The organism is Pseudomonas sp. VS40 (genome assembly GCF_018587885.1).
Taxonomy (GTDB): Bacteria; Pseudomonadota; Gammaproteobacteria; order Pseudomonadales; family Pseudomonadaceae; genus Aquipseudomonas; species Aquipseudomonas pergaminensis.
Genome location: NZ_JAGYWD010000009.1, coordinates 55,774 through 79,594, shown reverse-complemented (window position 1 = coordinate 79,594; position 23,821 = coordinate 55,774). Strand labels below are relative to the sequence as shown.

The following is a 23,821-nucleotide window of genomic DNA, read 5'->3' as shown; positions in this document are numbered from 1 at the left end:
GTCTCCATCAGGTCACCACTTGGTACTGGAAGCGATCCGAACGGCTGGTGGACTGCGCCAGCTCCACCGGGCGGCCGTCGCGATCGCAGGAAAGGGTAAAGACGGTAAGGGCCGGCAAGTGCCGAGGCATCAGCAGCAGCGCGGCTTCATCACGGTTGGGCAAACGCGCACCGATCAGGCTTTGGGTGCGGGTCAGCGGTAGGTCACGTTCGCGCAGGTATTGGCGCAAGGAACCGCCGTTGTAGTCGGCCAGCAACGGCGCACGGCTGGCGCAGTAGCGGTGGCGGATCAGGCTGACGGGCTGGTGGTCGAGCTTGCGCAGGGTTTGCAGTTCGATCATCGGCGCCATTTCGGCGATGCCCAGGTGCTGTGCTTCATCGCGGCTGGCGTAGCAGTAGCGGCGCTTGAGCAACAGCGCCTGCACGCCCACGCCCTGGGCCGACAGCGACTGGCTGTAAGAGGTCTCGGCGCCCATCGAGTAAATCAGCGGGCGGTCGAGCACCTGGGTGCCCTTACCCTGGCGGCGCAACAGGCTGCCCTCGAACACCAACTCATCGATGGCGCGGCGCAAGGTGTGGCGGTTGACGCCAAAACGCTCGGCCATGTGCACTTCGCCGGGCAGGAAGTCACCGGCCTGGTAGCTGCTGAGTTCACGGCGCAGGATGTCCGCGAGTTCGCGGTACACCGGCTCATCTTGTCTAGACAACTGCATGCTTAAAAAAAGCGCCGCGCGGGCACCCCTCCGAGGTCAGATGAACTGCTTGCGCAGGCGTTGGGACAGCACGTCGATCAAGCTCACCACCACGATGATCACCAGCAGCACCGCGCAGGTTTGTACGAACTGGAAGGCGCGGATGTTTTCCCAGAGGATCACGCCGATCCCGCCCGCGCCGACCATGCCCACCACCGTGGCCGAACGCACGTTGGCTTCGAAGCGGTACAGCGCGTAGCTCACCCACAGCGGCATCACCTGGGGGATCACGCCGTAGATCACTTCCTGCAGGGCACTGGCGCCGGTAGCACGCACGCCTTCCACCGGGCCTGGGTCGATGGCTTCGACGGCTTCGGCAAACAGTTTGGCGAGTACGCCGGTAGTGCTGATCCACAGGGCCAATACGCCGGCGAACGGACCCAGGCCGACCGCAACGACGAACAACATGGCGAACACCATTTCGTTGATGGAGCGGAACGCGTCCATCACCCGGCGCAGGGGTTGGTGTACCCACCAGGGGGTGATGTTGTCGGCGCACAAGATGCCCAGCGGCACCGAGCAGACGATGGCCAGCACCGTGCCCCAGAGGGCGATTTGTACGGTGACGATCATCTCCTTGAGGTAGGAGCGCCATTCGTGGAAGTCGGGCGGGAAGAAGTCGGCGGCGAAGGTCGCCATGTTTCCGGAATCGCGGTACAGCGCCAGCGGGTTCATTTCCGCGCCGTGCCAGGCCCAGGCCAGCAGGACCAGGAACAGGCCCCAGCCGAGGTATTGCGGCCAAGTTCTTTTACCCACTGCTTCAGCATGCAAAGTGGTCATGGTTGTCCTCGATCTAAATGTGGGAGCTGGCTTGCCTGCGATGGCGGTCTGTCAGTCACAAATGTGCTAGCTGATACACCGCAATCGCAGGCAAGCCAGCTCCCACAGGGGTTTAGCCGTTGGCTGCGGTCTTTTTGTCGAGCTCGGAGATGCGTTGTTGCAGCTTCGCCAGGTCGGCATCGATGTCGGCGAGCTTCTTGGCCTTGTCAGCCGCTTCCAACTTGTCGTCGGCGCTGATGGTGGTGCGCTGCTTGAACAGCTCCAGCTGGCGGATCGGCAACAGTTGGTCGTCGCTGGAAGGCAGGAACTTGCCCAGCTGCATGTTCTTCAGCACGGCCTTCTCTTCATCGGTGTCGCCGTAGTGGGCGAAGAAGTCGCGGATCTTGGTTTTCTCGCTGTCGCTCAGCGCCTTGCTCCACACCATCGGGTCGGCCGGGATCAGCGGTGATTTCCAGATCACCTTGAGCATCGCGGCCTTGTCCGGCTGGGTCACTTCAAGACGGTCCCAGCTTTCGGTGTTGAAGGTGGCCACGTCCAACTGCCCCTTGGCCACGCTCAACGCGTTGACTTCATGGCTGGAGTTCAACGTGCGCTTGAACGCCGTGGCGGCATCCACGTTGTTCTTGGCGAACACGTAGTAGCCCGGCACCAGGTAGCCCGAGGTGGAGTTCGGGTCACCGTTGCCGAAGGTCAGGTTCTTGGCATTCTTGAGCATGTCCTCGACGTTGTTGATCGGGCTGTCCTTGCGCACGATCAACACGCTCCAGTAACCGGCGGCACCGTTGGCGGCGGCAGTCTGGGCGAAGATCTCGCCGTTGGAGCGGTCCACCGCTTCCATCGCGGCCTTGTTGCCGAGCCAGGCCACATCGACCTTGTTGAAGCGCATGCCCTGAATCAGGCCGGCGTAGTCGGAGGCGAAAGTGGCGTTGATGGTCAGGCCGGTCTTCTTGTGCATGTCATCCAGGAACGGCTGCCAGATGCTCTTGAGGTTCTGCGAAGACTCGGTGGACATGATGCCGAAATTGATGGCTTTGTCGGCCGCGTAGGCATTGCCCATGGCGACACTGGCCAACAACGCGGCGGACAGAAACACTTGGCCGATACGGTTCAACATGGAAGGAATTCCTGTGGGTCGTGAGTAGGGTTTCAAGCGCGTGCCAGGGCCAGCCGAGGGGTCACGGTGGTGTGGCGGGAGTGGTCGGAAAACATCAGGCTGGTGTCGACGTCGGCACCGTACAAGTCATTGAGGAACTGGCTGCTCATCGCACTGCCCTGCCCGTCGAAATGAATCCGACCGCCCTTGAGCGCCACGGCCCGCGGGCAATAACGCATGGCGTAATCGACTTGATGCAGGGTCACCACCACGGTCTTGCCGTCGCGGCGGTTGATGTCGGCGAGGATCTCCATCACCTTGCGTGCTGACTCCGGGTCCAGGGAGGCGATGGGTTCGTCGGCGAGGATCACCTCGGCGCGCTGGGTCAAGGCACGGGCAATCGCCACGCGTTGCTGCTGGCCGCCAGACAAGGTGGATGCACGTTGAGCAGCCAGGTCGGCCAGGCCCACACGTGCCAGGGACTCCAGGGCAAACGCCTTTTCCTCGGCATTGAACAACCCCAGGTTGCCGCGCCAGCGCGGCATGCGACCCAGGCAACCGAGCAGCACGTTGTCGAGCACGCTCAGGCGATTGACCAGGTTGAACTGCTGGAAGATGTAGCCGATGTCTGCGCGCAACCGCCGCACCTTGCCATTCAAGCGCCCACTGGCCTGCACTTCCCGGCCCAACACCTTGACGCTGCCGCCATTGCTCTTGTCGCAACAGGCCAGGCCGGCCAAATGGCGCAACAAGGTGGACTTGCCGGAACCGGAAGCGCCAATCAGCGCGACCATCTCACCTGCGGCAACGGTGAGTTCGAGGTCGACCAATGCGGATTTCTTCGCAAAGGTCTTGTTCAAGTGATCGACATGGATAGCGTGAGTCATGGGCTTCTCTGTCTTGTTTGAACAGCCAGGGGATGGCTGCGGTTGAGTTCAAACGACAGTAGGCGCGGGAGGTGTCAGTGCTATTACTTGCACATGACTGGAGGGGGTCGGCTGGATGAAGGTTTTGTGAAAGGTTGGAAGTGGATCTAAAAGCAACCCCAGCTAAGTAGTGAATGGGCTTTTTTGTGGTGAGCGGGCTTGCTGTGGTGAGCGGGCTTGCCCCGCGCTGGGCTGCGCAGCAGCCCCAGTAAGGCCACCGTGTTCATTCAGGCAGCGCCGTCGCTAGGTTCTGGATAGCTCGGGTCGCAAGCAGGTGCTGGCAGTGGTGCAGATGATTGAGATTGCGCAGTTGTTGGTGGATGAAGCGCTGAATCGGGCGTGTCCGGTGGCCTGACAGCCGATGAGGTCTCCTGTGGGAACTGGCTTGTCGGATCGCCGCACCTCTGCGATGGCGGTTTAGCTGCAATTGATTCGGTGCCTGACACGCCGCCATCGCGGGCAAGCCCGGCTCCCACAGGTGATCTTCATTGGATTGGAGACCATGTTTCACAGGCAAGAAAAAGGCGACCCGAAGGTCGCCTTTTGTCATTGTGCGTATTGCTTGCTCAGTCCCGGCGGTACGCCTTGCACGTCGGTCTCTTCCCACGGCCCGTTCGGGCTGATCGAGCGGCTCCAGCCGTTGCTCCAGCGGTAGTAGGTGCGCTGGCGGTAGAAGGTGTCGGGCTGTTCTTCCAGCACATACACCTGCATCTTGCCGTCCCAGTGGCTGGCCGCGCCCGGTGGTGGGGCGAAGGTCGGCGATTTGGTCGGCACGGGTTTCGGTGCTGGAGTCACCGGGCCCGAGGGCTTGGTGCTCGGCTGGGTCGACGGGCCTGACGGTGGGATGGTCGGGCCGGTGGGCGCAGGAGGTGGGCGGTGGACCGCACAAGCGCTCAGCCCCAATACCAGGCTGAGCAAGGTGATGCGTGCAAATGCGGTCATAAGCGTTTCCTCGATTACTTGTCCGGACTGTCGATGGTCAGCTGCTGCACGGCAGTGGTGCTGCTGGCCAAGGGTTGGCTGCGGCCGATCCATTCGCCAGCGGTCGGAACACCGGCCCGGGATATGCGCGCAACCAGTTGGACTTCGGGGAAGTTCGACAGTTTCAACTGCGGCATCATCGCGTCGGCATCGCCCAGTTCAACGGTGATCGGCAGCTCGGCGACGGTGACGCGCTTGGCCGCCAATGGCGCTGGTGGGCCGGAGACCGCGCGGGCGAAGATGAATACGCTGTCAGTGGGCAGGGCTTTGGCCTTCACGTCGGCGCTCAGATCCACCCGAACTTTCATCGCGGCTTTTTGAGAGGCGACGGTGCCGCCGTTTTCTTTCAGCTTCTCAGCTGCGCGATCAATGCCACCTTGCAGGGCTGCACGGGAATTGTCTTCCGGTGGCAGTTGCGCCAACAGCCGGTTCCAGTAGTCGATCGCTTCCTGATAACGCTGGCCTTCAAACGCCGCGATACCGAGCAGGCCGAGGCTGGTGACTTCCTTCGGATCAAGCTTCAACGCCTCGTCCGTCAGCGCCTGCACCTTGGGCGACCACTGTTTATTGTCGGCAAAGTATTGCGCCTGGGCCCACTGGCCGAGCAGTTCCGGCTGACGACCGGCCAGGGCGACGGTGCGCTCGAACACTTTGGCCGCATCGGCGGAGCGATCCTGGGCCATGTAGGCACGACCAAGGAAGTACAGGCCTTCCGGCGAATCCGGCTGGGCGGCGGCAGCACGTTCCAGGCGGTGGGTCATGTCTTCCATGGACACCGGCGGCTGGGAGAATTCGCGGGTCAGTTCAACCTTGTCGCTGGCCCCGTAATGCAGGTACAGCGCAACGCCGAGGACCGGCACCAAAAACGCTGCCAGCAATGGCAGTGGCTTGCCCAGGCGCGATTCGCGGGGTTTCTCCAAGCCTTCCGTGTCAGCCAGCAATTCACGCGCCGCTTCGGCGCGGCCGGTGTCGAGTTGTGCGGCGTTGAGCACGCCTTCGTCCTGCTGCACTTGCAGCTCGGCGACACGTTCTTGGTACAGCGCCACGTTCAACGCGGTGCGGTCCTCTTCACGCTGGGCGCGGCGGCCGCGCAGCACAGGGATCAACAGGAAACTCAGGGCAATCAGAAGCAGCAAGCCGGCTGCGAGCCAGAAATCAATCATCAGTCTTGGTGTCCAGCAATTGGTCGAGGCGTTTACGCTCATCCAGGGACAGCGCGTCGGAACCATCGGTCGGCGCGGCGCGGCGACGGCGCACGATCACCGCCATCACCACCACGCCCGCCAGCAACAGCCCGGCAGGGCCGAACCACAGCAGCGCGGTCTTGCCGGTGAGGGCCGGTTTGTAGCGCACGAAATCACCGTAGCGGTCGACCATGAAGTCGATGATCTGCTGGTTGTCCTTGCCCTCCCCCAGCATGCGGAAAATCTCTTTGCGCAGGTCGGCGGCGATGGGGGCGTTGGAGTCGGCGATGTCCTGGTTCTGGCACTTGGGGCAGCGCAGTTCCTTGGTGAGTTCGCGGAATCGCTCGCGGTCACCGTCCTTGGCGAATTCATAGGTGTCGATGGCGGCGTGGGCCACGCCGGCCAACCCCAGCGCCAGCACCGCAGCGGCTAACAGACGCTTCATGGCTTGGCCTCATCGACCAGCGCCTGATACTTGGCAGCCAGTTGTTCGCGCCAGACCACCTCGTCGATCACGCCGACGTACTTGTCGCGGATCACGCCCTTGGCATCGATAAAGAAGGTTTCCGGAGCGCCGTAGACACCGAGATTCAGGCCAAGGTTACCGTCTTCATCGCGGATATCCAGCTGGTACGGGTTGTGGAACTCGGCCAGCCATTTCAAGGCTGCGGCGTTGTCGTCCTTGTAGTTGATGCCATAGATCACCACGCCCTTCTCGGCCAGCTTGTTCAACACCGGGTGCTCGACGCGGCAGGAGATGCACCAGGTGCCCCACACGTTGACCAGGGCGGGTTTGCCCAGCAGGTCGGCCTGGGTCAGGGTCTTGTCGCCCTGCACCGTTGGCAGGCTGAACGCCGGGAACGGCTTGCCGATCATGGCCGAGGGCAGCTCGGCCGGGTCCAGATAAAGACCGCGATACAGGAACACCGCCACCACCAGAAACATCGCCAGCGGTACCACCATCAACCAACGCTTCATGCCGCCGCTCCCTGCAGGCCGAGGGCTTCACGCACCCGGCTCTTGACCTTGACCCGATAACGCCGGTCCATCGCGGCCAGCAAACCGCCGAAACCGGTGAGCAAGCCGCCGAACCAGATCCAGCGCACAAACGGTTTCACATGCACCCGCACCGCCCAGGCGCCCTCGCCCAGGGGTTCACCCAGCGCCACATAGAGGTCGCGGGTGAAACCGGCGTCGATACCGGCCTCGGTCATCATCGAACTCTGTACGGTGTACAGGCGTTTTTCCGGGTGCAGCACGGCGATCTCTTTACCGTTGCGGACGACGCGTACCGTGCCTTTGTCTGACGTGAAGTTCGGCCCTTCGAAGTGCTTGGCGCCTTCGAAGATGAAGTGGTAACCGGCCAGGTCCATGGACTCGCCCGGTGCCAGGCGCAGGTCGCGCTCGGCGCTGTTCTGGCTGGAGAGCACCACGCCCAGGGCGCACACGGCGATGCCGATATGGGCGATCTGCATGCCCCAGTAGCTGCGGGTCAGGGTTGGCAGGCCTTTGATCAGGCCTTTGTGGCGGGTCTTGTCGAAGAGGTCGCGCACGCCGGCCAGCAATACCCAGGCGGCGAGCAGGAAGGTGGCGAGCACCGCCCAATTGAAGTCGCCGTAGGCAAACCCGGCGATCACCGCCAACGCCACGCTGCCGAGCAGCACCGGCATCAGCATGCCGGCCAGCCATTTGACCGGCGTGTCTTTCCAGCGCACCAGCACGCCGACCGCCATCACCACCATCAACAGGCCCATCAATGGGATAAACAACGCGTTGAAGTACGGCGGGCCCACCGACAGCTTGGCACCGCTCAAGGCGTCCAGCACCAATGGGTACAGGGTGCCGAGCAGGATCATCGACGCGGCCACCACCAGCACCAGGTTATTGCCCAGCAACAGGGTTTCCCGCGACCACAGGTTGAAACCGACCTGGCTCTTGACCACTGGCGCGCGCAACGCAAACAACGTCAGGGAGCCGCCGACCACAAACAGCAGGAAGATCAGGATGAACACGCCGCGCTCAGGGTCGGACGCAAACGCGTGCACCGAGGTCAGCACGCCCGAACGCACAAGGAATGTGCCGAGCAGGCTGAGGGAAAACGCCGCGATAGCCAGCAGCACGGTCCAGCTCTTGAACACGCCGCGTTTTTCGGTGACGGCCAGCGAGTGAATCAGCGCCGTGCCGACCAACCAGGGCATGAAGGAGGCGTTTTCCACCGGGTCCCAGAACCACCAGCCGCCCCAACCCAGTTCGTAATAGGCCCACCAGGAGCCAAGCGTGATACCAATCCCGAGGAACGCCCAGGCGACGATGGTCCACGGCCGCGACCAGCGCGCCCAGGCCGCATCGAGGCGTCCGCCAAGCAAGGCGGCGATGGCGAAGGCGAAGGCCACCGAGAAACCGACGTAACCCATGTAGAGCATCGGCGGGTGCACGATCAGCCCGATGTCTTGCAGCAGCGGGTTGAGGTCATGCCCGTTCGCCGGGATCTGCGGCAGGATGCGGCTGAACGGGTTGGACGTCATGATCAGGAACAGCAGGAAGCCGATGCTGATCATGCCCATCACCGCCAGCACCCGCGCCAGCATCACTTGCGGCAGTTGGCGCGAGAACACCGACACGGCAAAGGTCCAGCCGCCGAGGATCAACGCCCACAGCAGCAGCGACCCTTCGTGGGCGCCCCACACGGCGCTGAACTTGTAGTACCAGGGCAGCGCGCTGTTGGAGTTATTGGCCACGTAGGCGACGGAAAAGTCGTCGGTCATAAAGGCGTAGGTCAGGCAACCGAACGCGAACAGCAGGAACGCAAACTGGCCCCAGGCAGCCGGCTGCGCCAGGCTCATCCATAAGCGGTCACCGCGCCAGGCGCCGAGCAATGGCACTACGGCCTGGACGATGGCAAAGCACAGGGCGAGGATCATCGCCAACTGGCCCAGCTCCGGAATAAACAGTGCGGACGTCATGGCTTAGCCCTCCTTGGCAGGCGTTGGCGCGGATTGGCCGCTGTCTTTCAGGGCCTTGGTGACTTCCGGCGGCATGTATTTCTCATCGTGCTTGGCCAGCACTTCATCGGCCACCACCACGCCGTCAGCGTTGAGTTTGCCCAGGGCGACGATACCTTGGCCTTCGCGGAACAAGTCCGGGAGGATGCCGCGATAGGTGATGGTCACGGCTTTGTTGAAGTCGGTGACCACGAAGGTCACGTCGAGGGAATCTCCGGAACGCTTGAGCGAGCCCTTTTCCACCATGCCGCCGGCGCGGATGCGCGTGTCGACCGGCGCTTCGCCATTGGCGATCTGGGTCGGGGTGTAGAACAGGTTGATGTTCTGCTGCAGGGCACTCAAGGCCAGGGCCACGGCAATGCCGACGCCGGCCAGGATGGCAAGGATGATCAACAGACGCTTTCTACGCAGCGGATTCACTTATCGGTCTCCCGGCGCAGACGACGCGCCTCTTGTTGCAGGTAACGCTTGCGAGCCAGGATCGGCATGGCGACGTTGAGGGCCAGCACCGCCAGGCAGATGCCATAGGCCGTCCAGACATACAGGCCGTGATGGCCCATGGCGAGAAACTCGCTGAAAGAAGCAAAACTCATGCGCGCGCTCCCAGGCTGCTTTGCACTTCGGCCTTGACCCAACTGGTGCGGGCTTCACGCTTGAGCACTTCGAGGCGCATGCGCAGCAGCAGCACGGCACCGAAGAAACAGTAGAACCCCAGCACCATCAGCAGCAGCGGTGCCCACATTTCCACGGGCATTGCCGGTTTTTCGGTGAGGGTGAAGGTGGCGCCCTGGTGCAGGGTGTTCCACCACTCCACCGAGTATTTGATGATCGGGATGTTGATCACGCCAACAATCGCCAGCACCGCACAGGCCTTGGCGGCGCTGTCACGATTGCTGATCGCGTTGCCCAGGGCAATCAGACCGAAGTACAGGAACAGCAGGATCAACATGGACGTTAGTCGTGCATCCCACACCCACCACGAGCCCCAGGTGGGCTTGCCCCAGATCGCGCCGGTGACCAGCGCCACGGCGGTCATCCACGCACCGATGGGCGCGGCGCATTGCAGGGCCACGTCCGCGAGTTTCATCTTCCACACCAGGCCGACGATGCCGCACACCGCCAGCATCACGTAGCAGGACTGGGCCAGCATCGCGGCAGGCACGTGGATATAGATGATGCGAAAGCTGTTGCCTTGCTGGTAGTCCGGCGGCGCGAAGGCCAGGCCCCAGACCAGGCCGATGCCGATCAGCAACACGGCGGCGACGCTCAACCACGGCAGCAGCTTGCCGCTGATGCCATAGAACCATTTGGGCGAGCCGAGCTTATGAAACCAGGTCCAGTTCATTGCTGTTTCCATCACGGTGGCCTCTTGTCTTGGCAAGAAGCTCTCAGGGTCTTTACTGGCTAAGGCATAACGCTTAGCCAGACCTCATTATTCGCCGACGCTGATCTTCAGGCCAGCCGCTATAGCAAAGGGTGTCAGGGTTACCGCCAGGGCGGCAAGGCTGCCAAGCCACAGGAGATAACCAGTCGCCGGCATGCCCATGAGCGCGGCTTGCAAGGCGCCGCTGCCCAGGATCAATACCGGGATGTACAAAGGCAGAATCAGCAGGGCCAACAACAGGCCGCCCCGCTTCAAGCCCACGGTCAACGCTGCGCCCACCGCCCCCAACAGGCTGAGCACCGGCGTACCGAGCAACAAGGACAGGAGCAACACCGGCAGGCATTCGACGGGCAGGCCCAGCATCATCGCCAGCAGCGGCGAGAGCAAGACTAGCGCCAAGCCGGAAAAAGCCCAGTGTGCCAGTACCTTTGCCAGTACCAGAAGTGGCAAAGGGTGCGACGAAAGGACCCACTGTTCGAGGGAACCGTCTTCGAAATCACTGCGAAACAGCCCGTCCAGCGAGAGCAGGACCGACAAAAGCGCCGCCACCCACACCAGTCCGGGGGACAAGGTTTGCAACAGTTTAGTCTCGGGACCGACCGCCAACGGAAACAACGCGATGACAATCGCAAAGAACACCAGCGGGTTGGCCAGTTCGGCCGGGCGACGGCACAGCAGCCGCGCTTCGCGGGCGACCAGCAGGGCGAAGACGCTCATAGCGACCACCGGCCCAGGTCAAGGTCGCGGTAGCCAGCAGGCATGCGCGCCAAGGTGTGGTGAGTGGTGAGGACGACCAGGCCGCCCTGCTCGCAATGGTGGGCCAGGTGTTCTTCCAGCTGGGCCACGCCTTGTTTGTCGAGGGCGGTGAAGGGTTCGTCGAGAATCCACAGCGGCGGGCCCGGCAGGTACAAACGCGCCAGGGCCACGCGACGCTGTTGGCCGGCAGACAGGGTGTGACAGGGCACGTCTTCGAAGCCCTTGAGGCCGACAGCGGCCAGGGCCTGCCAGATGGCGTCGCGCGAAGCGCGATGATGCAGGGCGCTGAGCCAGCTGAGGTTTTCCTCGGCGGTCAGCACGTCCTTGATGCCGGCAGCGTGGCCAATCCACACAAGATTGCGCGCCAGCTCAGTGCGTTGTTCGTTAAGGGGCTTGCCGTTGAGTCGAACTTCACCGGCGGTCGGCTGCATCAACCCCGCCAGCAGGCGCAGCAAACTGGTCTTGCCGCTGCCGTTGGGGCCGCTGACCTGCACCATGTCGCCGCCCGTCAGCCGCAGTTCGAGGTGCTCGAACAACAGGCGCAGGTCGCGTTCACAGGAGAGCGCTACGGCTTCAAGAAGAGGGCTGGTCAAAAGATCGCGGGCCTTTACGGTTCAAGTCGGCGGTGCAGCGGCCGTTAAAGAGAAATGCACAATAACGGCTTTGGCGACCGATTTTAGAGAGCTGGATCAAATAGTTGTGAGGTTTTTACCGCTCTCTTTGCAGACGGGCGGCATTATACATGTGATGCCCTACTCTAAAGAGGGCAATTTCCCCAGAGACGACGCGCGCGATGACCGGTGAGATCAACCTTCCTACGCTTCCACCCGCCCCGCCAGCCGGGCCTGGCCCTGCGCCCGCAGCCGGTGAGTTGCTGAAACTGCTGGAGCCACAGATCGGCCTGATCGACCCCGGGAAAACCGCGAACGCTGAAGTCATCGCCCTGAAACAAGGCGGTGAAGCCTTCCAGTTACTGCTCAAACTGACCCTTGAAGGCGGTCGCCAGACCCTGGTGCAGGCGAGCAGCCCGCAGCCGCTGCCGCTGGGCAGCAATGTCGCCGTAAGCCAGACGACTGCGGGCAACCTCACCCTGAGCTTGCAACAGGCCTTGAGCGCCAATGTCGCCGCCCTCACCCGCATCGACACCCACCAGATGCCGGTGGGCACGCTGTTGCAAGCCAAGGTGCTGACCACCCAGATGCTGCCCCAGGGCACGGCGCAACCGGCGATCTACCGCTCGCTGGTCACCGTGCTCAACAACGCCCTGGCGGGCGCGACCCTGACCGTGGAAAGCCCGCAACCCCTGCGCGTCGGCAGTTTGCTCAGCGCCGTGGTGCAAAACGCGCAGACCCTGAGCTTTGTGCCGCTGAGCGGGCTCAAGGATCAACTGGCCGTCACCCAGCAACTGTCAACCCAGCAAAGCCGCCAAGGCTCACTGGACGCGGTGTTCACCGCGCTGCAGAACCTGCCCCGTGGCGACAGCACCTCCGCCGACCTGCGCGCCGCCGCCGACCGTCTGCTGGCCGCCTTGCCGGACCTGGCCCAGGTCAGCAATCCCAAGGTACTGGCGCAAGTCATCCAGAACAGCGGCGCCTTTCTGGAAGCCAAGCTGCTGGCCGGGCAAAACCCGCAGATCCCACCGCTGGACATGAAAGGCGCGCTGCTGCGCCTGGTCGCGGACTTGCTGCCCGCCCTGCCCGCCAGCACCAATATGAATGCCATCCTCGCCGCCAATACCCTGGCCCAAGTGCTTCCCAACTTTGTGCGCAGCCCCCTGAACACCCTCGGCCAAGTCAGCGCCCGGCAGTTGCCTGCCGGATTCCCGCTGCCCGAGCGACTGATGGCGAAGCTCGAAGGCGAAGGCGACCTGGAAAATCTGCTGCGCCTGGCCGCCGGGGCCATCTCGCGGTTGCAGAGCCACCAGTTGTCGAGCCTGGAACAGACCGGCACCACCGCCGACGGCCGCCTGCAGACCACGTGGCAGCTGGAAATCCCGATGCGTACGTTGCAGGACATCGTGCCGCTGCAGGTCAAATTCCAACGCGAAGAACCCGCACCAGACAAAGACCAGCCCGAGCGCAAGGACAAGAAGGACGCCAAGCAAATGCTCTGGCGCGTCGAACTCGCCTTCGACATGGAGCCGTTGGGCCCGTTGCAGGTCCAGGCGCAATTGAGCCAGGGCAAACTGTCCAGCCAGTTGTGGGCTTCCCGGCCTTTCACCGCCAGCTTGATCGAAAGCCACTTGGGCAACCTGCGCGAACGCTTGGTGACCTCCGGCATCAACGTCGGCGACCTCGATTGCCACCTCGGCACACCGCCGCGCGGGCCTAAAACCGGATTGGAGCAACGCTGGGTGGATGAAACCGCATGAAGAACCCGCCGCCACCGCGCCAGGCGATTGCCCTCAAGTACGACGGCCAGCAGGCGCCGACCCTGACGGCCAAAGGCGACGATGCCCTGGCCGAAGCCATCCTTAAACTGGCGCGCGAGAATGAAGTGCCGATCTATGAAAACGCCGAGTTGGTGAAGCTGCTGGCGCGCATGGAGCTGGGCGACAGTATTCCGGAGGAGCTATACCGCACGGTGGCCGAGATCATTGCGTTTGCGTGGACGTTGAAAGGCAAGTTCCCGGTGGGGTATGACCCGGACGCGGGACCGGTGGAACGCGACGTGACGGAGCGTGGGGACGACTACTGACTCACCGACAACACAAAACTAACTGTGGGAGCGGGCTTGCTCGCGAAAGCGGTGGATCAGTCAGCACATTTAGTGGCTGAAACACCGCATTCGCGAGCAAGCCCGCTCCCACATTTTTGATCTGTGTTCAGTTCAGGACTTCACTGAGCGGGATGAAATTGACGGTATCGCCGATCTCCAACGTCGTGCCTTCCAACACCTCCACAAACCCTTGCGCCCACGCCGCACTGCGCAGCACGCCGGAGCTTTGGTTGCGGTAGATGATCGCCTTGCCCTGTTCGATCCGCCCGCGCAGGTACTCACGGCGGTTGCCTGGCTTGGGCCAGTCAAACCCCACCGGCACTTCAACGCGCAGCGGCTCGACGTCTTGCACGCCCTGGCGGCGCAGCAGATAAGGGCGTGCCAGCAGCGCGAAGGTCACCAGCGTCGAAGCCGGGTTGCCCGGCAGGCCGATCACCGGCACGCCACGGAAGTGGCCGAAGGTCAGCGGCTTGCCCGGTTTGATCGCCAGTTTCCACAACGCCAGCTCGCCCTCCTCACGCAGGGCGATGCCGAGGAAGTCCGCCTCGCCCACCGATACACCGCCCGTGGACAGTATCAGGTCGACCGCGCCCAGGCCTGCCAGGCAGTTCCGGGTTTTCTCCAGATCATCCGGCAGGATGCCCGCGTCGATCACTTCACAGCCCATGCGGGTGAGCCATGAGCACAACACCCGACGGTTGCTGTTGTAGATCTGCCCCGGCCCCAGCGGCAAACCGGGCTCGATCAACTCGTCGCCCGTGGACAGCACAGCCACCCGTGGGCGGCGGATCACGGCGAGGCGGTCATGGCCGAGGGAGGCGGCCAGGCCCAGCTCGATCGGGCCCAGGCGCGTGCCGGCGGTGAGCACTAACTCGCCGACGGTGGTTTCCTGGCCTTGGGGGCGGATGTTCTGGTCGATGTGCAGGGCTTCGGTGAAGCTCACGCGCTCATCGGCGTGCACCACGGCATTTTCCTGCATCTCGACACAGTCGGCACCTTCGGGCACCGGGGCGCCAGTGAAGATGCGCGCGCAGGTGCCGGCGGCCAAGGGTTGTGGCGCCTGGCCGGCGAAGATGCGCTGGCTGACCACCAGAGGTTCACCGGTCCAGTCCGCCAGGCGCACGGCATAACCGTCCATGGCGCTGTTCGGCCACGGCGGCAGGTCGAGGGTGGAGACCAGGTCCTGCGCCAGTACGCGAGCGTCGCAGTCCGCCAGGGCCAAGGTTTCCTGCTCGCGGATCGGCGCGGCTGCGGCCATGGCCAGCAGTTGTTGCAAGGCGTCTTCCACCGGCATCAGGGCGCCGGTCTTGCCGGGCTTACCCACGGGATTCACAAGGCTCGGCCTGCTTCAGGTGCGGCACGAAATTGCACGGGCGGTGACGGTTGTCCAACTGCTCGGCGAGGATGCCGTCCCAGCCGGTACGCACCGCATTGGTAGAGCCCGGCAGGCAGCACACCAGGGTGCCATTGGCCAGACCGGCCAGGGCGCGGGACTGCACAGTGGAGGTGCCGATGTCGGCCACGGAAATCTGGCGGAACAGTTCGCCAAAGCCGTCGACCTGCTTGTCCAGCAGGCAGCTGACCGCCTCGGGTGTGCTATCACGGCCGGTGAAGCCGGTGCCGCCGGTGATCAGCACGACTTGCACCACGTCTTCGGCGATCCAGTGGGCGACCTGGGCGCGGATCTTATAGAGGTCGTCCTTGAGCAGCACGCGCTCGGCCAGGTGGTGGCCGGCGGCGGTGAGGCGGTCGACGAAGACCTGGCCGGAGGTATCGGTTTCGAGGGTGCGGGTGTCACTGACGGTCAGTACAGCGATGTTCAGGGGTACGAAGGGCGCATCTGCCTTGGTTTTCATGGCACGGTCCGGTTGTCGAAGGAACAGCCCGATGTTATATCACAGGCCCCTATTTACCTGCCGCAGCGGAACCGCCATGTCGACTGATTATTCACCCCTGCCCTGCTCGATCCTGCTGCTGTCGGGTGGGCGCGGCCAGCGCATGGGCGGGCAGGACAAAGGCTTGCTGGAGTGGCGCGGGCAACCTTTGATCGCGCACTTGCAGCGCCTGGTGCGCCCGCTGACAGACGATCTGATCATCTCGTGCAACCGTAATCATGACCGGTACGCACCGTATGCCGACCAACTGGTGAGCGATGACAGCCCGGACTTTCCCGGCCCGCTCGCGGGTATCCGTGCGGGGCTCGCCGCCGCGCGTCATGGGCACTTGCTGATATTGCCGTGCGACGTGCCGCAGATCGACGCCCGACTGCTCGCCGAACTGCGTGAGACCGCAGGACGCAACCCTCGGTGGCCGGTGATGGTGCGCCATGGTGAGTTTTGGGAACCGCTGATCTGCATCGTCCCGACCGCCCTGCGGGACGCGGTGGATAGCGCCTGGCACGCGGGCGAACGCAGCCCGCGCAAGATCTTCCTGCAACAGGGCGGCGTGGGCCTGGAGTGCCCGGCGAATGACCCGCGCCTGGCCAACCTTAATACGCCGGAGCTGTTACAGACGCCGTCGGGCGTGTCAGAATGAACCTCGCACAAGGAACTTTGTCGACGCCGTACGCGTCACAAGGTCAGCTATTTAAAAGAATTCTCTCGGAGACGAACTCATGACTCAACGGACCATCGCCGCTCTCATGCTTGCACTGGGCCTCGCCACCCTCGCCGGTTGCGCCTCGCCAACAGTGATCACCCTGAATGACGGTCGCGAAATCCAGGCCGTCGACACCCCGAAATACAACGAAGATTCGGGTTTCTACGAATTCGAACAACTTGACGGCAAGCGCACCCGCATCAACAAAGATCAGGTTCGCACCGTTAAAGACCTGTAAATCTTAGCGTTTGCCAACAAGGCCCGCCTCGCGCGGGCCTTGTTGTTTCTGGCGGTTACCAGTCGAGGGTGATCTGGCTGCGAAAGCTGCGTTCGACACCTGTGACCGGGTCGATAAACCGCACGCCCTGGGCCAACAGCTTCAGCGGGTTGGCGTAGTCGTCCACGGCCTCCTTGATCACATCGGGGTAGAACGGATCATTACAGATACTCGCGCCGAGTGCGGTCATGTGTACGCGCAACTGGTGCTTCTTGCCGGTGACGGGGAACAGGCCGTAGCGCCATAGATCGCCATTCTTTTCCCGCACTTCCACAGCCGTTTCGGTGTTCGCGGCACCGGCGCCTTCCTGCATACGAAAGAACGGCTCGCCATCCACCATGCGGCTTTTATGCACCAGGGGGAACGTCAGGCCTGGCAGGGCCGGCGCGATGGCTTCATAGAACTTATCGATCTGGCGTGTGGGAAACAGTTGCTGATAAGCCGAGCGGCTGGCCGGGTTGGCCGAGAACAGCACCAGCCCCGCCGTATGCCGGTCGATGCGGTGCAAAGGCACCAGTGACGGGTTGTCCAGACGGCGAATCAAGCGGCGCAGCAGGGTTTGCTCGACGTACTCCCCGGCCGGCGTCACGGGCAAAAAATGCGGTTTGTCGGCGACGACGAGATGCTCGTCGGCATACAGGATGGTTTCCTGCACCGGGATGGCTTTCTCGTTGGGCACTTCGCGGAAGTAATAAATACACAGGCCTTCCTTGTAGGCCAGGTCCAGGCTGATCGGGCTGCCGTTGATGTCCAGCACCCGGCCCCGGGCGATGCGGTCCAGCCAGTGTTCACGGCCAATCGCCGGGAAGTGCTCGCACAGGCAATCGAGCACCGTCGCCCAAGGGCCGGGCGGCAGGTACAAGGTGCTGGCTTGGTGCTGGGACGCAGAAAAACCGGATGTGGACATGGATGTGCTCGAAGCCTGGAAAAAACAGGCTGGCATTATCCCGCATGCAGCGGGATTGAGCCTAGGGCGGATCTCAGGCCTTGGCCAACTCCGCCCGCAGGAGCTTCGAGGCACTGGCGGCCTCGGTGAACTCCTTGAGCCAGCGCAGCACGTCCACCGCTTCCCAGCGGCCTGGATCGTACAACGCGTACAACAAGCCCTGATACCCCACCACGTCCAGCTGCTTGTGGTAACCGGCACGCTGGAACAATGCCTCGATCTCGGCAAAGCAGGTATTGAAATGCACTTTGTTGAACGGCGTCTTGCCTTCCGTGACCAGGCCATCGAGGCGCAGCTCATTCACCGCGTCGCGCACAACGTCGGCGGACATGCGATTGACGCTGCTTTTTAGTTGTTCGACATTCACCACGGGCGTTCCCTCAATTCAATCGCTGTACAAACATACAGTAACTTAATATTTGGAAACCTGCCATCGCATAACACTCAACGAAGGAAGGTCACGACCTGTTGTGTGTCAAAAGGCCAATCCAGTTCCGCCCCGGTGTCCACCCGGCGAAGCACCGGAATCCGCAGGCCGTAGGCCACGGTCAGGTCGTCGGGATCGGTGATATCCACCAGCTCCACCAACAACCCGTGTTCGACCAACGGCATGATTTCAGCCTCGGCAATCTCACAAAGATGGCAACCCAGGGTGCCGAATAACTGGCATTCAGGAAGCATGGCGATTGGACCTGGTCAGAAAGTAGGCCAACATTCTAAGCCCGCTGGCGGCATGAAGCCCACCACCACAAAAACCCTGACCCAGGTCACCATGGCCTATAACTGATTCAGCGATTCTCGCGGCTTTTTGCCTGCCCCTTTGCAACGGAGATGCGTGTGTTTGCCAACCTGCTGATCATTCTGGCCTCATCCCTGGTGGTGATTGCGCTGTTTCGCCGGCTGCAGTTGCCGCCCGTGCTGGGCTACCTGTGTGTCGGCCTGGCCGTGGGGCCCACTGCGCTGGACTGGGTGAATGACAGCGAAGAGCTGCCCGACCTTGCCGAACTGGGCGTGGTGTTCCTGCTGTTTTCCCTGGGCCTGGAGTTTTCCCTGACGAAGATGCTCGCCCTGCGCCGCGTGGTGTTTGGCCTGGGCAGCTTGCAGGTGCTGGGTTGCGGTCTAGTCCTGGGGCTGTTGTTGATGATGCTGGGTGTCGCACCGGGCATCGCCTTGATGTTGGGTGCCGGGCTGGCCTTGTCATCCACGGCCATCGTCAGCAAGGAGTTGACCAGCCTGGGGGAGATCTTCAGCAGCCATGGCCAGAATGCTATTGGCGTGTTGCTGTTCCAGGATGTGGTGGCGGTGCTGCTGCTGACCCTGGTGCCGGTGTTTGCCGGCACCGGCGAGCAAGCCTGGTATTGGGCGTTGCCACTGACCCTGGGCAAGACCGTGGTGCTGTTTGTCGGCCTGCTGCTCGCCAGCCGTTGGTTGTTGCCGCGTTTGTTCCATGAGGTTGCCGCGTCCCATTCGGCGGAGCTGTTTGTGCTGCTGGCGCTGGTGATTGTGTTGCTCACCGCCTGGCTCACGCACCTGCTGGGGCTGTCCCCTGCCCTCGGTGCGTTCCTGGCCGGCATGCTGCTGGGAGAAAGCCACTACCGCCATCAGATCGAGGCGGACATCCGTCCGTTTCGCGACATCTTGCTGGGGCTGTTTTTCGTCAGCATCGGCATGCTCATCGACCTGCAGCTGTTTGTCAGCCATAGCCTGCTGATCCTCGGCCTCACCCTCACGCTGATGCTGGTCAAAGGCTGCGTGGTGGCCGCGCTGGTCAAACTGCGCGGCAGCGACAGCGAGACCGCCTGGCGCAGTGGCCTGGCCCTGGCCCAGGGCGGCGAGTTTTGCTTTGCGTTGATGGCGCAGATGCAGCAGAGCCGGTTGATCCCCGACGAATTCAACGGTTTGCTACTCGCTGCCACCTTCTGTTCGATGCTGCTGACGCCCCTGCTGTTACGCGCCGCCCCAGGCATCGCCCTGCGCCTGCACCGCAAGCCCAACCAGCAAGTGCAACTGGAAGAAATCACCGCGCTGAACGCCGAGCTACGCGGGCACGCAGTGATCTGCGGCTATGGCCGCGTCGGCCAATCCATCGGACGTTTTCTGCGCAAGGAGCAACAGGCGTTTATCGCCCTGGATGACGACCCGGAACGGGTGCAGGAAGCGGCCACCGAGGACAGCAGCGTGCATTATGGCGATTGTCGGCGTGGCGCCCTGCTCAGTGCGGTCGGCCTGGAACGTGCGCGGCTGGTGGTGATTGCGGTGGACAACAGTGATGTCGCCCTGGCGGTGCTTAAAGAGGCACGCCGGATCAACACCGAGGTGCCGATCCTGGTGCGCACCCGCGACGACAGCCAGCTCGCCGAGCTGAAAGCCGCAGGCGCCAGCGAAGTGGTGCCCGAGCTGTTGGAGTCGAGCCTGATGCTCGCCTCCCACGCCTTGATCCTGCTGGGCCTGCCGGACCAGCAGGTACAGGCGCGGGTCGATGAGGTGCGACAGAACCGCTATCGCCTGCTGCACGGTTTTTACCGGCAGGCAGACGAGCCGATCAATCCTGACTGACCGCACCGATCTTGTGGATCGACAGGTCCGCGCCGTAATACTCCTCTTCCTGGCTCAAGCGCAGCCCGTATACGCGCTTGATCACGCCATACACCACCAGCCCGCCGACCAGCGCCACCAGCACGCCAAGGGCCGTGCCGATCAACTGGCTGATCAGGCTCACGCCGCCCAGGCCACCCAGGGCGGTCTGGCCGAAAATGCCGCAGGCAATGCCGCCCCACACGCCACACAAGCCGTGCAACGGCCACACACCGAGTACATCGTCGATCTTCCAGCGATCCTGGGCGGCGATGAAGAACCACACAAACAGACCCCCCGCGACGGCCCCGGTGACCAGCGCGCCCACCGGGTGCATCAGGTCGGAACCGGCGCAGATCGCCACCAACCCCGCCAACGGGCCGTTGTGCAGGAAGCCAGGGTCGTTGCGGCCGATGATCAGGGCCGCGACGGTGCCGCCGACCATCGCCATCAGCGAGTTGACTGCCACCAGGCCGCTGACACCGTTCAAGGTCTGCGCGCTCATTACGTTGAAGCCGAACCAGCCGACGATCAAAATCCACGAGCCCAGCGCCAGGAATGGAATGCTCGACGGCGCAAACGCCACCAGGCGCCCTTCGCGGTAGCGCCCGTTACGCGGGCCGAGCAACAACACTGCCGCCAGGGCCAGCCAACCACCCATGGCATGGACCACCACGGAACCGGCGAAATCATGGAAGCTGGCCCCGAAGGTCGCGAGCAACCAGGCCTGCAGGCCGAAGTTGCCGTTCCACACCATGCCTTCGAAAAACGGGTAGATAAACGCCACGATCAATGCGGTGGCGCAGAGCTGTGGTGCAAACCGCGCGCGCTCCGCAATCCCACCGGAAATAATCGCCGGGATCGCTGCCGCGAAGGTCAGCAGGAAGAAGAACTTCACCAGGCCATAACCGTGGTCGGCACTGATGACCGCCGCCGGTTGCATGAAGCTCACCCCGTAGGAGATCCAATAGCCTATAAAGAAATAGGCCAGGGTCGAGATGGCGAAGTCGCTGAGGATCTTGGACAGGGCGTTGACCTGGTTCTTCTGGCGCACCGTGCCGACTTCCAGGAACGCGAAGCCGGCGTGCATGGCCAGGACCATGACCGCACCGATCAGGATAAACAGGGTGTTGGAGCTGTGGACAAGCGTGTCCACCGCACTTTGCAAATTTTCCATGGAGGTTGGCAGGCCTGCAATAAAGGCAAAAAGCACCAAAGCGGTTCAAGCCGGGGTTGCGCGCACTAAATTGGCTCCACCGGTCCCACCCCTCTTCAGAGGGTGTGAACCGCTTTAGCGCAGCGATCAACACGACAGGCCGTTGCCGACAGGGTTTTTCCGCGAGTTTCAGTTATTTAGGGTAAGGTTTTTCAAGGCATTGCCCAGGGCCGCCCGGATTCAGCGCAGGCCCAGGGGCCTGCGCACCAAGGCAAAGCAAAAGCTGTACCACACAATTGAACTGAACCTTCACCGACGCCGGTGACTCGAAAACAGACGTACACGATCAGCCAATCACGGAGATAACCATGGCCAGAAGAACTGCAAAGACTGCTCAAGAAATACTGATGGCGGATTTTCAAACCCTGGTGACTGATACCGAAAGGTTGCTGGACGACACCAAAGTGCTCGCTGGTGACCAGGCCGATGAGCTGCGCGCCAAGATCCACGACACCCTGCTCCAGGCCCGCGAAACCCTCAAGCAGACGGAAGATTCCCTGCGCGAACGCGGTCAGGCGGCCGTCACCGCGACCGAAGATTACGTGCAGGCCAACCCTTGGCAGTCGGTCGGCATTGCCGCCGGCGTGGGCTTTCTGATCGGCCTGCTGGCTACAAGGCGCTAAATCATGTCTATCGGCGAAACTGGCTCGTCCACAGGGACAACCTCTAGGCGTCTGGGCGCGGCCGTGTTGGGCTTGCTGCACAGTCACGTCGAATTGTTTGGCATCGAATTGCAGGAACAGAAGGCTCGCACCGTCAGCCTGCTGCTGTTTGCCGGCCTGGCGCTGGTGTTTGCGCTGCTGTTGCTGGTGGGGCTGTCGACGCTGGTGATGATCCTGGTATGGGACACCGGCTATCGCCTGACCGGGATCATCTGCCTCTGCGTGTTCTACACCCTGGCCGCAGCGTTTTGCGGGGTGCGCTTGAAAGCGGCGGTGTTCGATGAATCCACGCCGTTCCACGCCACCCTCGAAGAGCTGGCCAACGACCGGGAGCGCCTGTTGCCATGAGCATGACTGAAATGCCTCAAAACACGTCGCGGCGCGAAATGCGCAAGGCGCTGATTCGCCTGCGCATGGAAATGCACCGTCAGGAGATCCGCCACGAGTCCCAGCAATTGATGCTGCCTTTGAACAAGGTGCGCACCATGGGGCAGAGCTGGCAGGACGGCCTGGGCATCAAGCACGCGCCGCTGTGGGGCGTGGCCGCCGTGACGCTGATGGGTTTCTTCACCGGCAAAGGTGCCAAGGGTGGCGGTATCGGTAGCCTGACACGCCTGGTGCGCCTGGGTGCCGGCTTGATCCCGCTGATCAAACTGGCCATGCAGGGCACTTCGCGTAAAAGTTGAGGCTGGCTGGCTGCATTCTTGCTAACAGAATCGGCCCGGCCCTCGTTTTCGAGGGCCGGGCCTTTTTTCGCCACCTCTCTTAAGGAGGCCCCGTGATCGACGGGCAACCGCTCGCCTGCTTCCAGCCGTTTATCGACACCGCCACCGGCCGCATCGCCGGCGTCGAGGCCCTCGGCCGTCTGCGCCAGGCTGACGGCCGCCTGCAGTCCGTGGGCCCACTGTTCGCCGACCCGCGCACGCCAGGCGTGGCCTTGCGCCGTCTCGACCGGCAGTTGCGCGACAATGCGCTGAGCCGCCTGCATGAAGCCCCCGAAGACTGGTTCCTGAGCCTGAACATCTCGCCGCGCTGGATCAACCGCCTGCGCCCGGGCCAAGCCCTGCCGAGCCTGAAGCAGATTCACAGCCATGGCGTCGACCCGCGACGCATTGTGTTCGAGATCACCGAACTGGGTGGCGACATCCAGCGCCTGTCGGACGTGGTGGTGCGTTATCGCGAAGCCGGTGCGCGCATCGCCATTGACGACTTTGGCGCCGGCTATTCCCAACTCGATCGGGTACTGGCGTTGCAGCCGGACATTCTCAAGCTGGACATGCGCTTGTTTCAGGACGCCGCTCGGGGCGGGCCAAGCAGCGAAGTGGTGCGTGCGCTGGCGCAGATGGCGGAGAAGACCGGGTGCTGGATCATTGCCGAGGGCGTGGAGACCGAAGCGCAGTTGAGCTTCGCCCTGGAGTGTGGCTCGCGTTATGTGCAGGGCTATCTGTTCGCCCAGGCGCAGCTCGAATGGTTCGCCACCGACGCCTTCGTGCCGCGCTTCGCCCAATTGCGCACCGCATACGTCCAGCAAAAACTGGCTGAGCGCGGGCGCATCATGCAACTGCGCCAGCAGTTGGCCGAACTGATGAAGATCCTGCAAACCTGGGCCCAGGCACAGGCGCCTCTGAACCAGCTGCCGCCGTTGCAGGCCTTTCCCTGGCTGCTGCGCTTCTACCAGTGCGACCGACACGGCACGCAACTGACGCCCAACTTCGAATGGCGCCAAGACGCCTGGCAAGCCGACAGCCGTTACTTGGGCCACAACTGGTCGTGGCGTCCGTATTTCTATCACCTGCTGGCCGAAGGGTGGGAGGAGCGACGCTTGACCCTGTCCTCGACCTACCGCGACGCGACCACCAACCAGTACTGCCTCACCGCCGGACAATTCTTCAATAACGGTCAGCGTTTGCTGTTAATCGATATCGACGCCGTCGGGCTGTAGATTTTTGCTTGCCCAGGCGGCACTGAACCGG

Annotated in this window: 30 protein-coding genes; 10 read left to right on the top strand and 20 right to left on the bottom strand. The window is 62.8% G+C overall.

Going from position 1 to position 23,821, the window contains the following annotated elements; genetic code table 11:
* Positions 1-7: 7 nt before the first annotated feature.
* The 4 genes from phnF to phnC form a co-directional block, all read right to left on the bottom strand.
* Entirely contained in the window at positions 8-712 is a 705-nt protein-coding gene (gene phnF / locus KHP07_RS24115; RefSeq protein WP_178076792.1) for a phosphonate metabolism transcriptional regulator PhnF, read from the bottom strand.
* A gap of 36 nt (positions 713-748) precedes the next feature.
* The gene (gene phnE, locus KHP07_RS24110) at positions 749-1,531 is read right to left on the bottom strand and encodes a phosphonate ABC transporter, permease protein PhnE (protein ID WP_058427920.1); all 783 of its coding nucleotides are present in this window, start codon (positions 1,529-1,531) and stop codon (positions 749-751) included.
* Between the two features lie 112 nt (positions 1,532-1,643).
* The gene (gene phnD, locus KHP07_RS24105; RefSeq protein WP_100491203.1) at positions 1,644-2,645 is read right to left on the bottom strand and encodes a phosphonate ABC transporter substrate-binding protein; all 1,002 of its coding nucleotides are present in this window, start codon (positions 2,643-2,645) and stop codon (positions 1,644-1,646) included.
* A gap of 32 nt (positions 2,646-2,677) precedes the next feature.
* Positions 2,678-3,511, bottom strand: coding sequence for a phosphonate ABC transporter ATP-binding protein (phnC, locus tag KHP07_RS24100; RefSeq protein ID WP_214498147.1), 834 nt, complete (start codon positions 3,509-3,511; stop codon positions 2,678-2,680).
* Positions 3,512-3,800: 289 nt separating this feature from the next.
* Here phnC and KHP07_RS29990 point away from each other — a divergent pair, with 289 nt between their 5' ends.
* Positions 3,801-3,905, top strand: coding sequence for a DUF6124 family protein (locus KHP07_RS29990; protein ID WP_502937544.1), 105 nt, complete (start codon positions 3,801-3,803; stop codon positions 3,903-3,905).
* Between the two features lie 191 nt (positions 3,906-4,096).
* On the opposite strand, the gene KHP07_RS24095 is transcribed toward KHP07_RS29990, so the two are convergent.
* The 10 genes from KHP07_RS24095 to ccmA form a co-directional block, all read right to left on the bottom strand.
* The gene (locus KHP07_RS24095; RefSeq protein WP_028615689.1) at positions 4,097-4,492 is read right to left on the bottom strand and encodes a hypothetical protein; all 396 of its coding nucleotides are present in this window, start codon (positions 4,490-4,492) and stop codon (positions 4,097-4,099) included.
* Positions 4,493-4,506: 14 nt separating this feature from the next.
* Positions 4,507-5,694 (bottom strand): c-type cytochrome biogenesis protein CcmI, encoded by a 1,188-nt coding sequence (gene ccmI / locus KHP07_RS24090; RefSeq protein WP_214498146.1) that lies wholly within the window; start codon positions 5,692-5,694, stop codon positions 4,507-4,509.
* The gene (locus tag KHP07_RS24085; RefSeq protein WP_078047592.1) at positions 5,687-6,160 is read right to left on the bottom strand and encodes a cytochrome c-type biogenesis protein; all 474 of its coding nucleotides are present in this window, start codon (positions 6,158-6,160) and stop codon (positions 5,687-5,689) included. The genes ccmI and KHP07_RS24085 overlap by 8 nt, the downstream gene beginning before the upstream one ends.
* Positions 6,157-6,693 (bottom strand): DsbE family thiol:disulfide interchange protein, encoded by a 537-nt coding sequence (locus KHP07_RS24080; protein ID WP_016978490.1) that lies wholly within the window; start codon positions 6,691-6,693, stop codon positions 6,157-6,159. The genes KHP07_RS24085 and KHP07_RS24080 overlap by 4 nt, the downstream gene beginning before the upstream one ends.
* The gene (locus tag KHP07_RS24075) at positions 6,690-8,678 is read right to left on the bottom strand and encodes a heme lyase CcmF/NrfE family subunit (protein ID WP_078047590.1); all 1,989 of its coding nucleotides are present in this window, start codon (positions 8,676-8,678) and stop codon (positions 6,690-6,692) included. Before KHP07_RS24075 ends, KHP07_RS24080 begins: the two co-directional genes overlap by 4 nt.
* A 3-nt stretch (positions 8,679-8,681) precedes the next feature.
* Positions 8,682-9,137 carry a cytochrome c maturation protein CcmE gene (ccmE, locus tag KHP07_RS24070; RefSeq protein WP_078047589.1) on the bottom strand — a complete coding sequence of 152 codons (456 nt, stop codon included), beginning with the start codon at positions 9,135-9,137 and terminating at the stop codon, positions 8,682-8,684.
* On the bottom strand, positions 9,134-9,310 hold the full coding sequence (gene ccmD, locus KHP07_RS24065; protein ID WP_078047588.1) for a heme exporter protein CcmD: 177 nt from the start codon (positions 9,308-9,310) through the stop codon (positions 9,134-9,136). The genes ccmE and ccmD overlap by 4 nt, the downstream gene beginning before the upstream one ends.
* The gene (locus tag KHP07_RS24060; RefSeq protein WP_214498145.1) at positions 9,307-10,062 is read right to left on the bottom strand and encodes a heme ABC transporter permease; all 756 of its coding nucleotides are present in this window, start codon (positions 10,060-10,062) and stop codon (positions 9,307-9,309) included. The genes ccmD and KHP07_RS24060 overlap by 4 nt, the downstream gene beginning before the upstream one ends.
* A gap of 87 nt (positions 10,063-10,149) precedes the next feature.
* On the bottom strand, positions 10,150-10,818 hold the full coding sequence (gene ccmB / locus KHP07_RS24055) for a heme exporter protein CcmB (protein ID WP_025857894.1): 669 nt from the start codon (positions 10,816-10,818) through the stop codon (positions 10,150-10,152).
* Entirely contained in the window at positions 10,815-11,450 is a 636-nt protein-coding gene (ccmA, locus tag KHP07_RS24050) for a cytochrome c biogenesis heme-transporting ATPase CcmA (protein ID WP_078047586.1), read from the bottom strand. The genes ccmB and ccmA overlap by 4 nt, the downstream gene beginning before the upstream one ends.
* A 200-nt stretch (positions 11,451-11,650) precedes the next feature.
* Here ccmA and fliK point away from each other — a divergent pair, with 200 nt between their 5' ends.
* Positions 11,651-13,228 (top strand): flagellar hook-length control protein FliK, encoded by a 1,578-nt coding sequence (gene fliK, locus KHP07_RS24045; RefSeq protein WP_078047585.1) that lies wholly within the window; start codon positions 11,651-11,653, stop codon positions 13,226-13,228.
* A complete protein-coding gene (locus tag KHP07_RS24040; protein WP_078047584.1) occupies positions 13,225-13,554 on the top strand; it encodes an EscU/YscU/HrcU family type III secretion system export apparatus switch protein in 330 nt (109 codons plus the stop codon). The genes fliK and KHP07_RS24040 overlap by 4 nt, the downstream gene beginning before the upstream one ends.
* A 127-nt stretch (positions 13,555-13,681) precedes the next feature.
* Here the strand turns inward: KHP07_RS24040 and KHP07_RS24035 are convergent, their stop codons facing one another.
* Both KHP07_RS24035 and moaB read right to left on the bottom strand, forming a co-directional pair.
* On the bottom strand, positions 13,682-14,908 hold the full coding sequence (locus KHP07_RS24035) for a molybdopterin molybdotransferase MoeA (protein ID WP_214498144.1): 1,227 nt from the start codon (positions 14,906-14,908) through the stop codon (positions 13,682-13,684).
* Complete coding sequence (moaB, locus tag KHP07_RS24030) at positions 14,892-15,431, bottom strand: molybdenum cofactor biosynthesis protein B (RefSeq protein ID WP_214498143.1); 540 nt, start codon at positions 15,429-15,431, stop codon at positions 14,892-14,894. The genes KHP07_RS24035 and moaB overlap by 17 nt, the downstream gene beginning before the upstream one ends.
* A gap of 76 nt (positions 15,432-15,507) precedes the next feature.
* Between moaB and mobA the strand changes: the two genes are divergently transcribed.
* Together mobA and KHP07_RS24020 are read left to right on the top strand one after the other, a co-directional pair.
* Complete coding sequence (gene mobA, locus KHP07_RS24025; protein WP_078047582.1) at positions 15,508-16,110, top strand: molybdenum cofactor guanylyltransferase MobA; 603 nt, start codon at positions 15,508-15,510, stop codon at positions 16,108-16,110.
* Between the two features lie 79 nt (positions 16,111-16,189).
* Positions 16,190-16,411, top strand: a complete 222-nt coding sequence (locus KHP07_RS24020; protein ID WP_010211805.1) for a YgdI/YgdR family lipoprotein — start codon at positions 16,190-16,192, stop codon at positions 16,409-16,411.
* Between the two features lie 55 nt (positions 16,412-16,466).
* On the opposite strand, the gene KHP07_RS24015 is transcribed toward KHP07_RS24020, so the two are convergent.
* The 3 genes from KHP07_RS24015 to KHP07_RS24005 all read right to left on the bottom strand — a co-directional run bounded on the left by KHP07_RS24015 (position 16,467) and on the right by KHP07_RS24005 (position 18,077).
* Complete coding sequence (locus KHP07_RS24015) at positions 16,467-17,357, bottom strand: pseudouridine synthase (RefSeq protein WP_214498142.1); 891 nt, start codon at positions 17,355-17,357, stop codon at positions 16,467-16,469.
* A 73-nt stretch (positions 17,358-17,430) separates the two neighbouring features.
* A complete protein-coding gene (locus KHP07_RS24010; protein WP_078047580.1) occupies positions 17,431-17,766 on the bottom strand; it encodes a transcriptional regulator in 336 nt (111 codons plus the stop codon).
* Positions 17,767-17,840: 74 nt separating this feature from the next.
* The gene (locus KHP07_RS24005) at positions 17,841-18,077 is read right to left on the bottom strand and encodes a glutaredoxin family protein (protein ID WP_078047579.1); all 237 of its coding nucleotides are present in this window, start codon (positions 18,075-18,077) and stop codon (positions 17,841-17,843) included.
* A 150-nt stretch (positions 18,078-18,227) separates the two neighbouring features.
* Here KHP07_RS24005 and KHP07_RS24000 point away from each other — a divergent pair, with 150 nt between their 5' ends.
* Positions 18,228-19,952, top strand: coding sequence for a cation:proton antiporter (locus KHP07_RS24000; protein ID WP_100491208.1), 1,725 nt, complete (start codon positions 18,228-18,230; stop codon positions 19,950-19,952).
* Here the strand turns inward: KHP07_RS24000 and KHP07_RS23995 are convergent.
* The gene (locus KHP07_RS23995; RefSeq protein WP_078050887.1) at positions 19,939-21,147 is read right to left on the bottom strand and encodes an ammonium transporter; all 1,209 of its coding nucleotides are present in this window, start codon (positions 21,145-21,147) and stop codon (positions 19,939-19,941) included. The two genes, KHP07_RS24000 and KHP07_RS23995, sit on opposite strands and share 14 nt — an antisense overlap.
* Before the next feature lie 347 nt (positions 21,148-21,494).
* Here KHP07_RS23995 and KHP07_RS23990 point away from each other — a divergent pair, with 347 nt between their 5' ends.
* The 4 genes from KHP07_RS23990 to KHP07_RS23975 all read left to right on the top strand — a co-directional run bounded on the left by KHP07_RS23990 (position 21,495) and on the right by KHP07_RS23975 (position 23,790).
* Positions 21,495-21,809 carry an ElaB/YgaM/YqjD family protein gene (locus tag KHP07_RS23990; protein WP_012723021.1) on the top strand — a complete coding sequence of 105 codons (315 nt, stop codon included), beginning with the start codon at positions 21,495-21,497 and terminating at the stop codon, positions 21,807-21,809.
* A gap of 3 nt (positions 21,810-21,812) precedes the next feature.
* Entirely contained in the window at positions 21,813-22,196 is a 384-nt protein-coding gene (locus KHP07_RS23985; RefSeq protein ID WP_033901397.1) for a phage holin family protein, read from the top strand.
* A complete protein-coding gene (locus tag KHP07_RS23980; protein ID WP_078047577.1) occupies positions 22,193-22,534 on the top strand; it encodes a hypothetical protein in 342 nt (113 codons plus the stop codon). The genes KHP07_RS23985 and KHP07_RS23980 overlap by 4 nt, the downstream gene beginning before the upstream one ends.
* A 92-nt stretch (positions 22,535-22,626) precedes the next feature.
* Positions 22,627-23,790, top strand: coding sequence for an EAL domain-containing protein (locus KHP07_RS23975; protein ID WP_078047576.1), 1,164 nt, complete (start codon positions 22,627-22,629; stop codon positions 23,788-23,790).
* Positions 23,791-23,821: the final 31 nt, after the last annotated feature.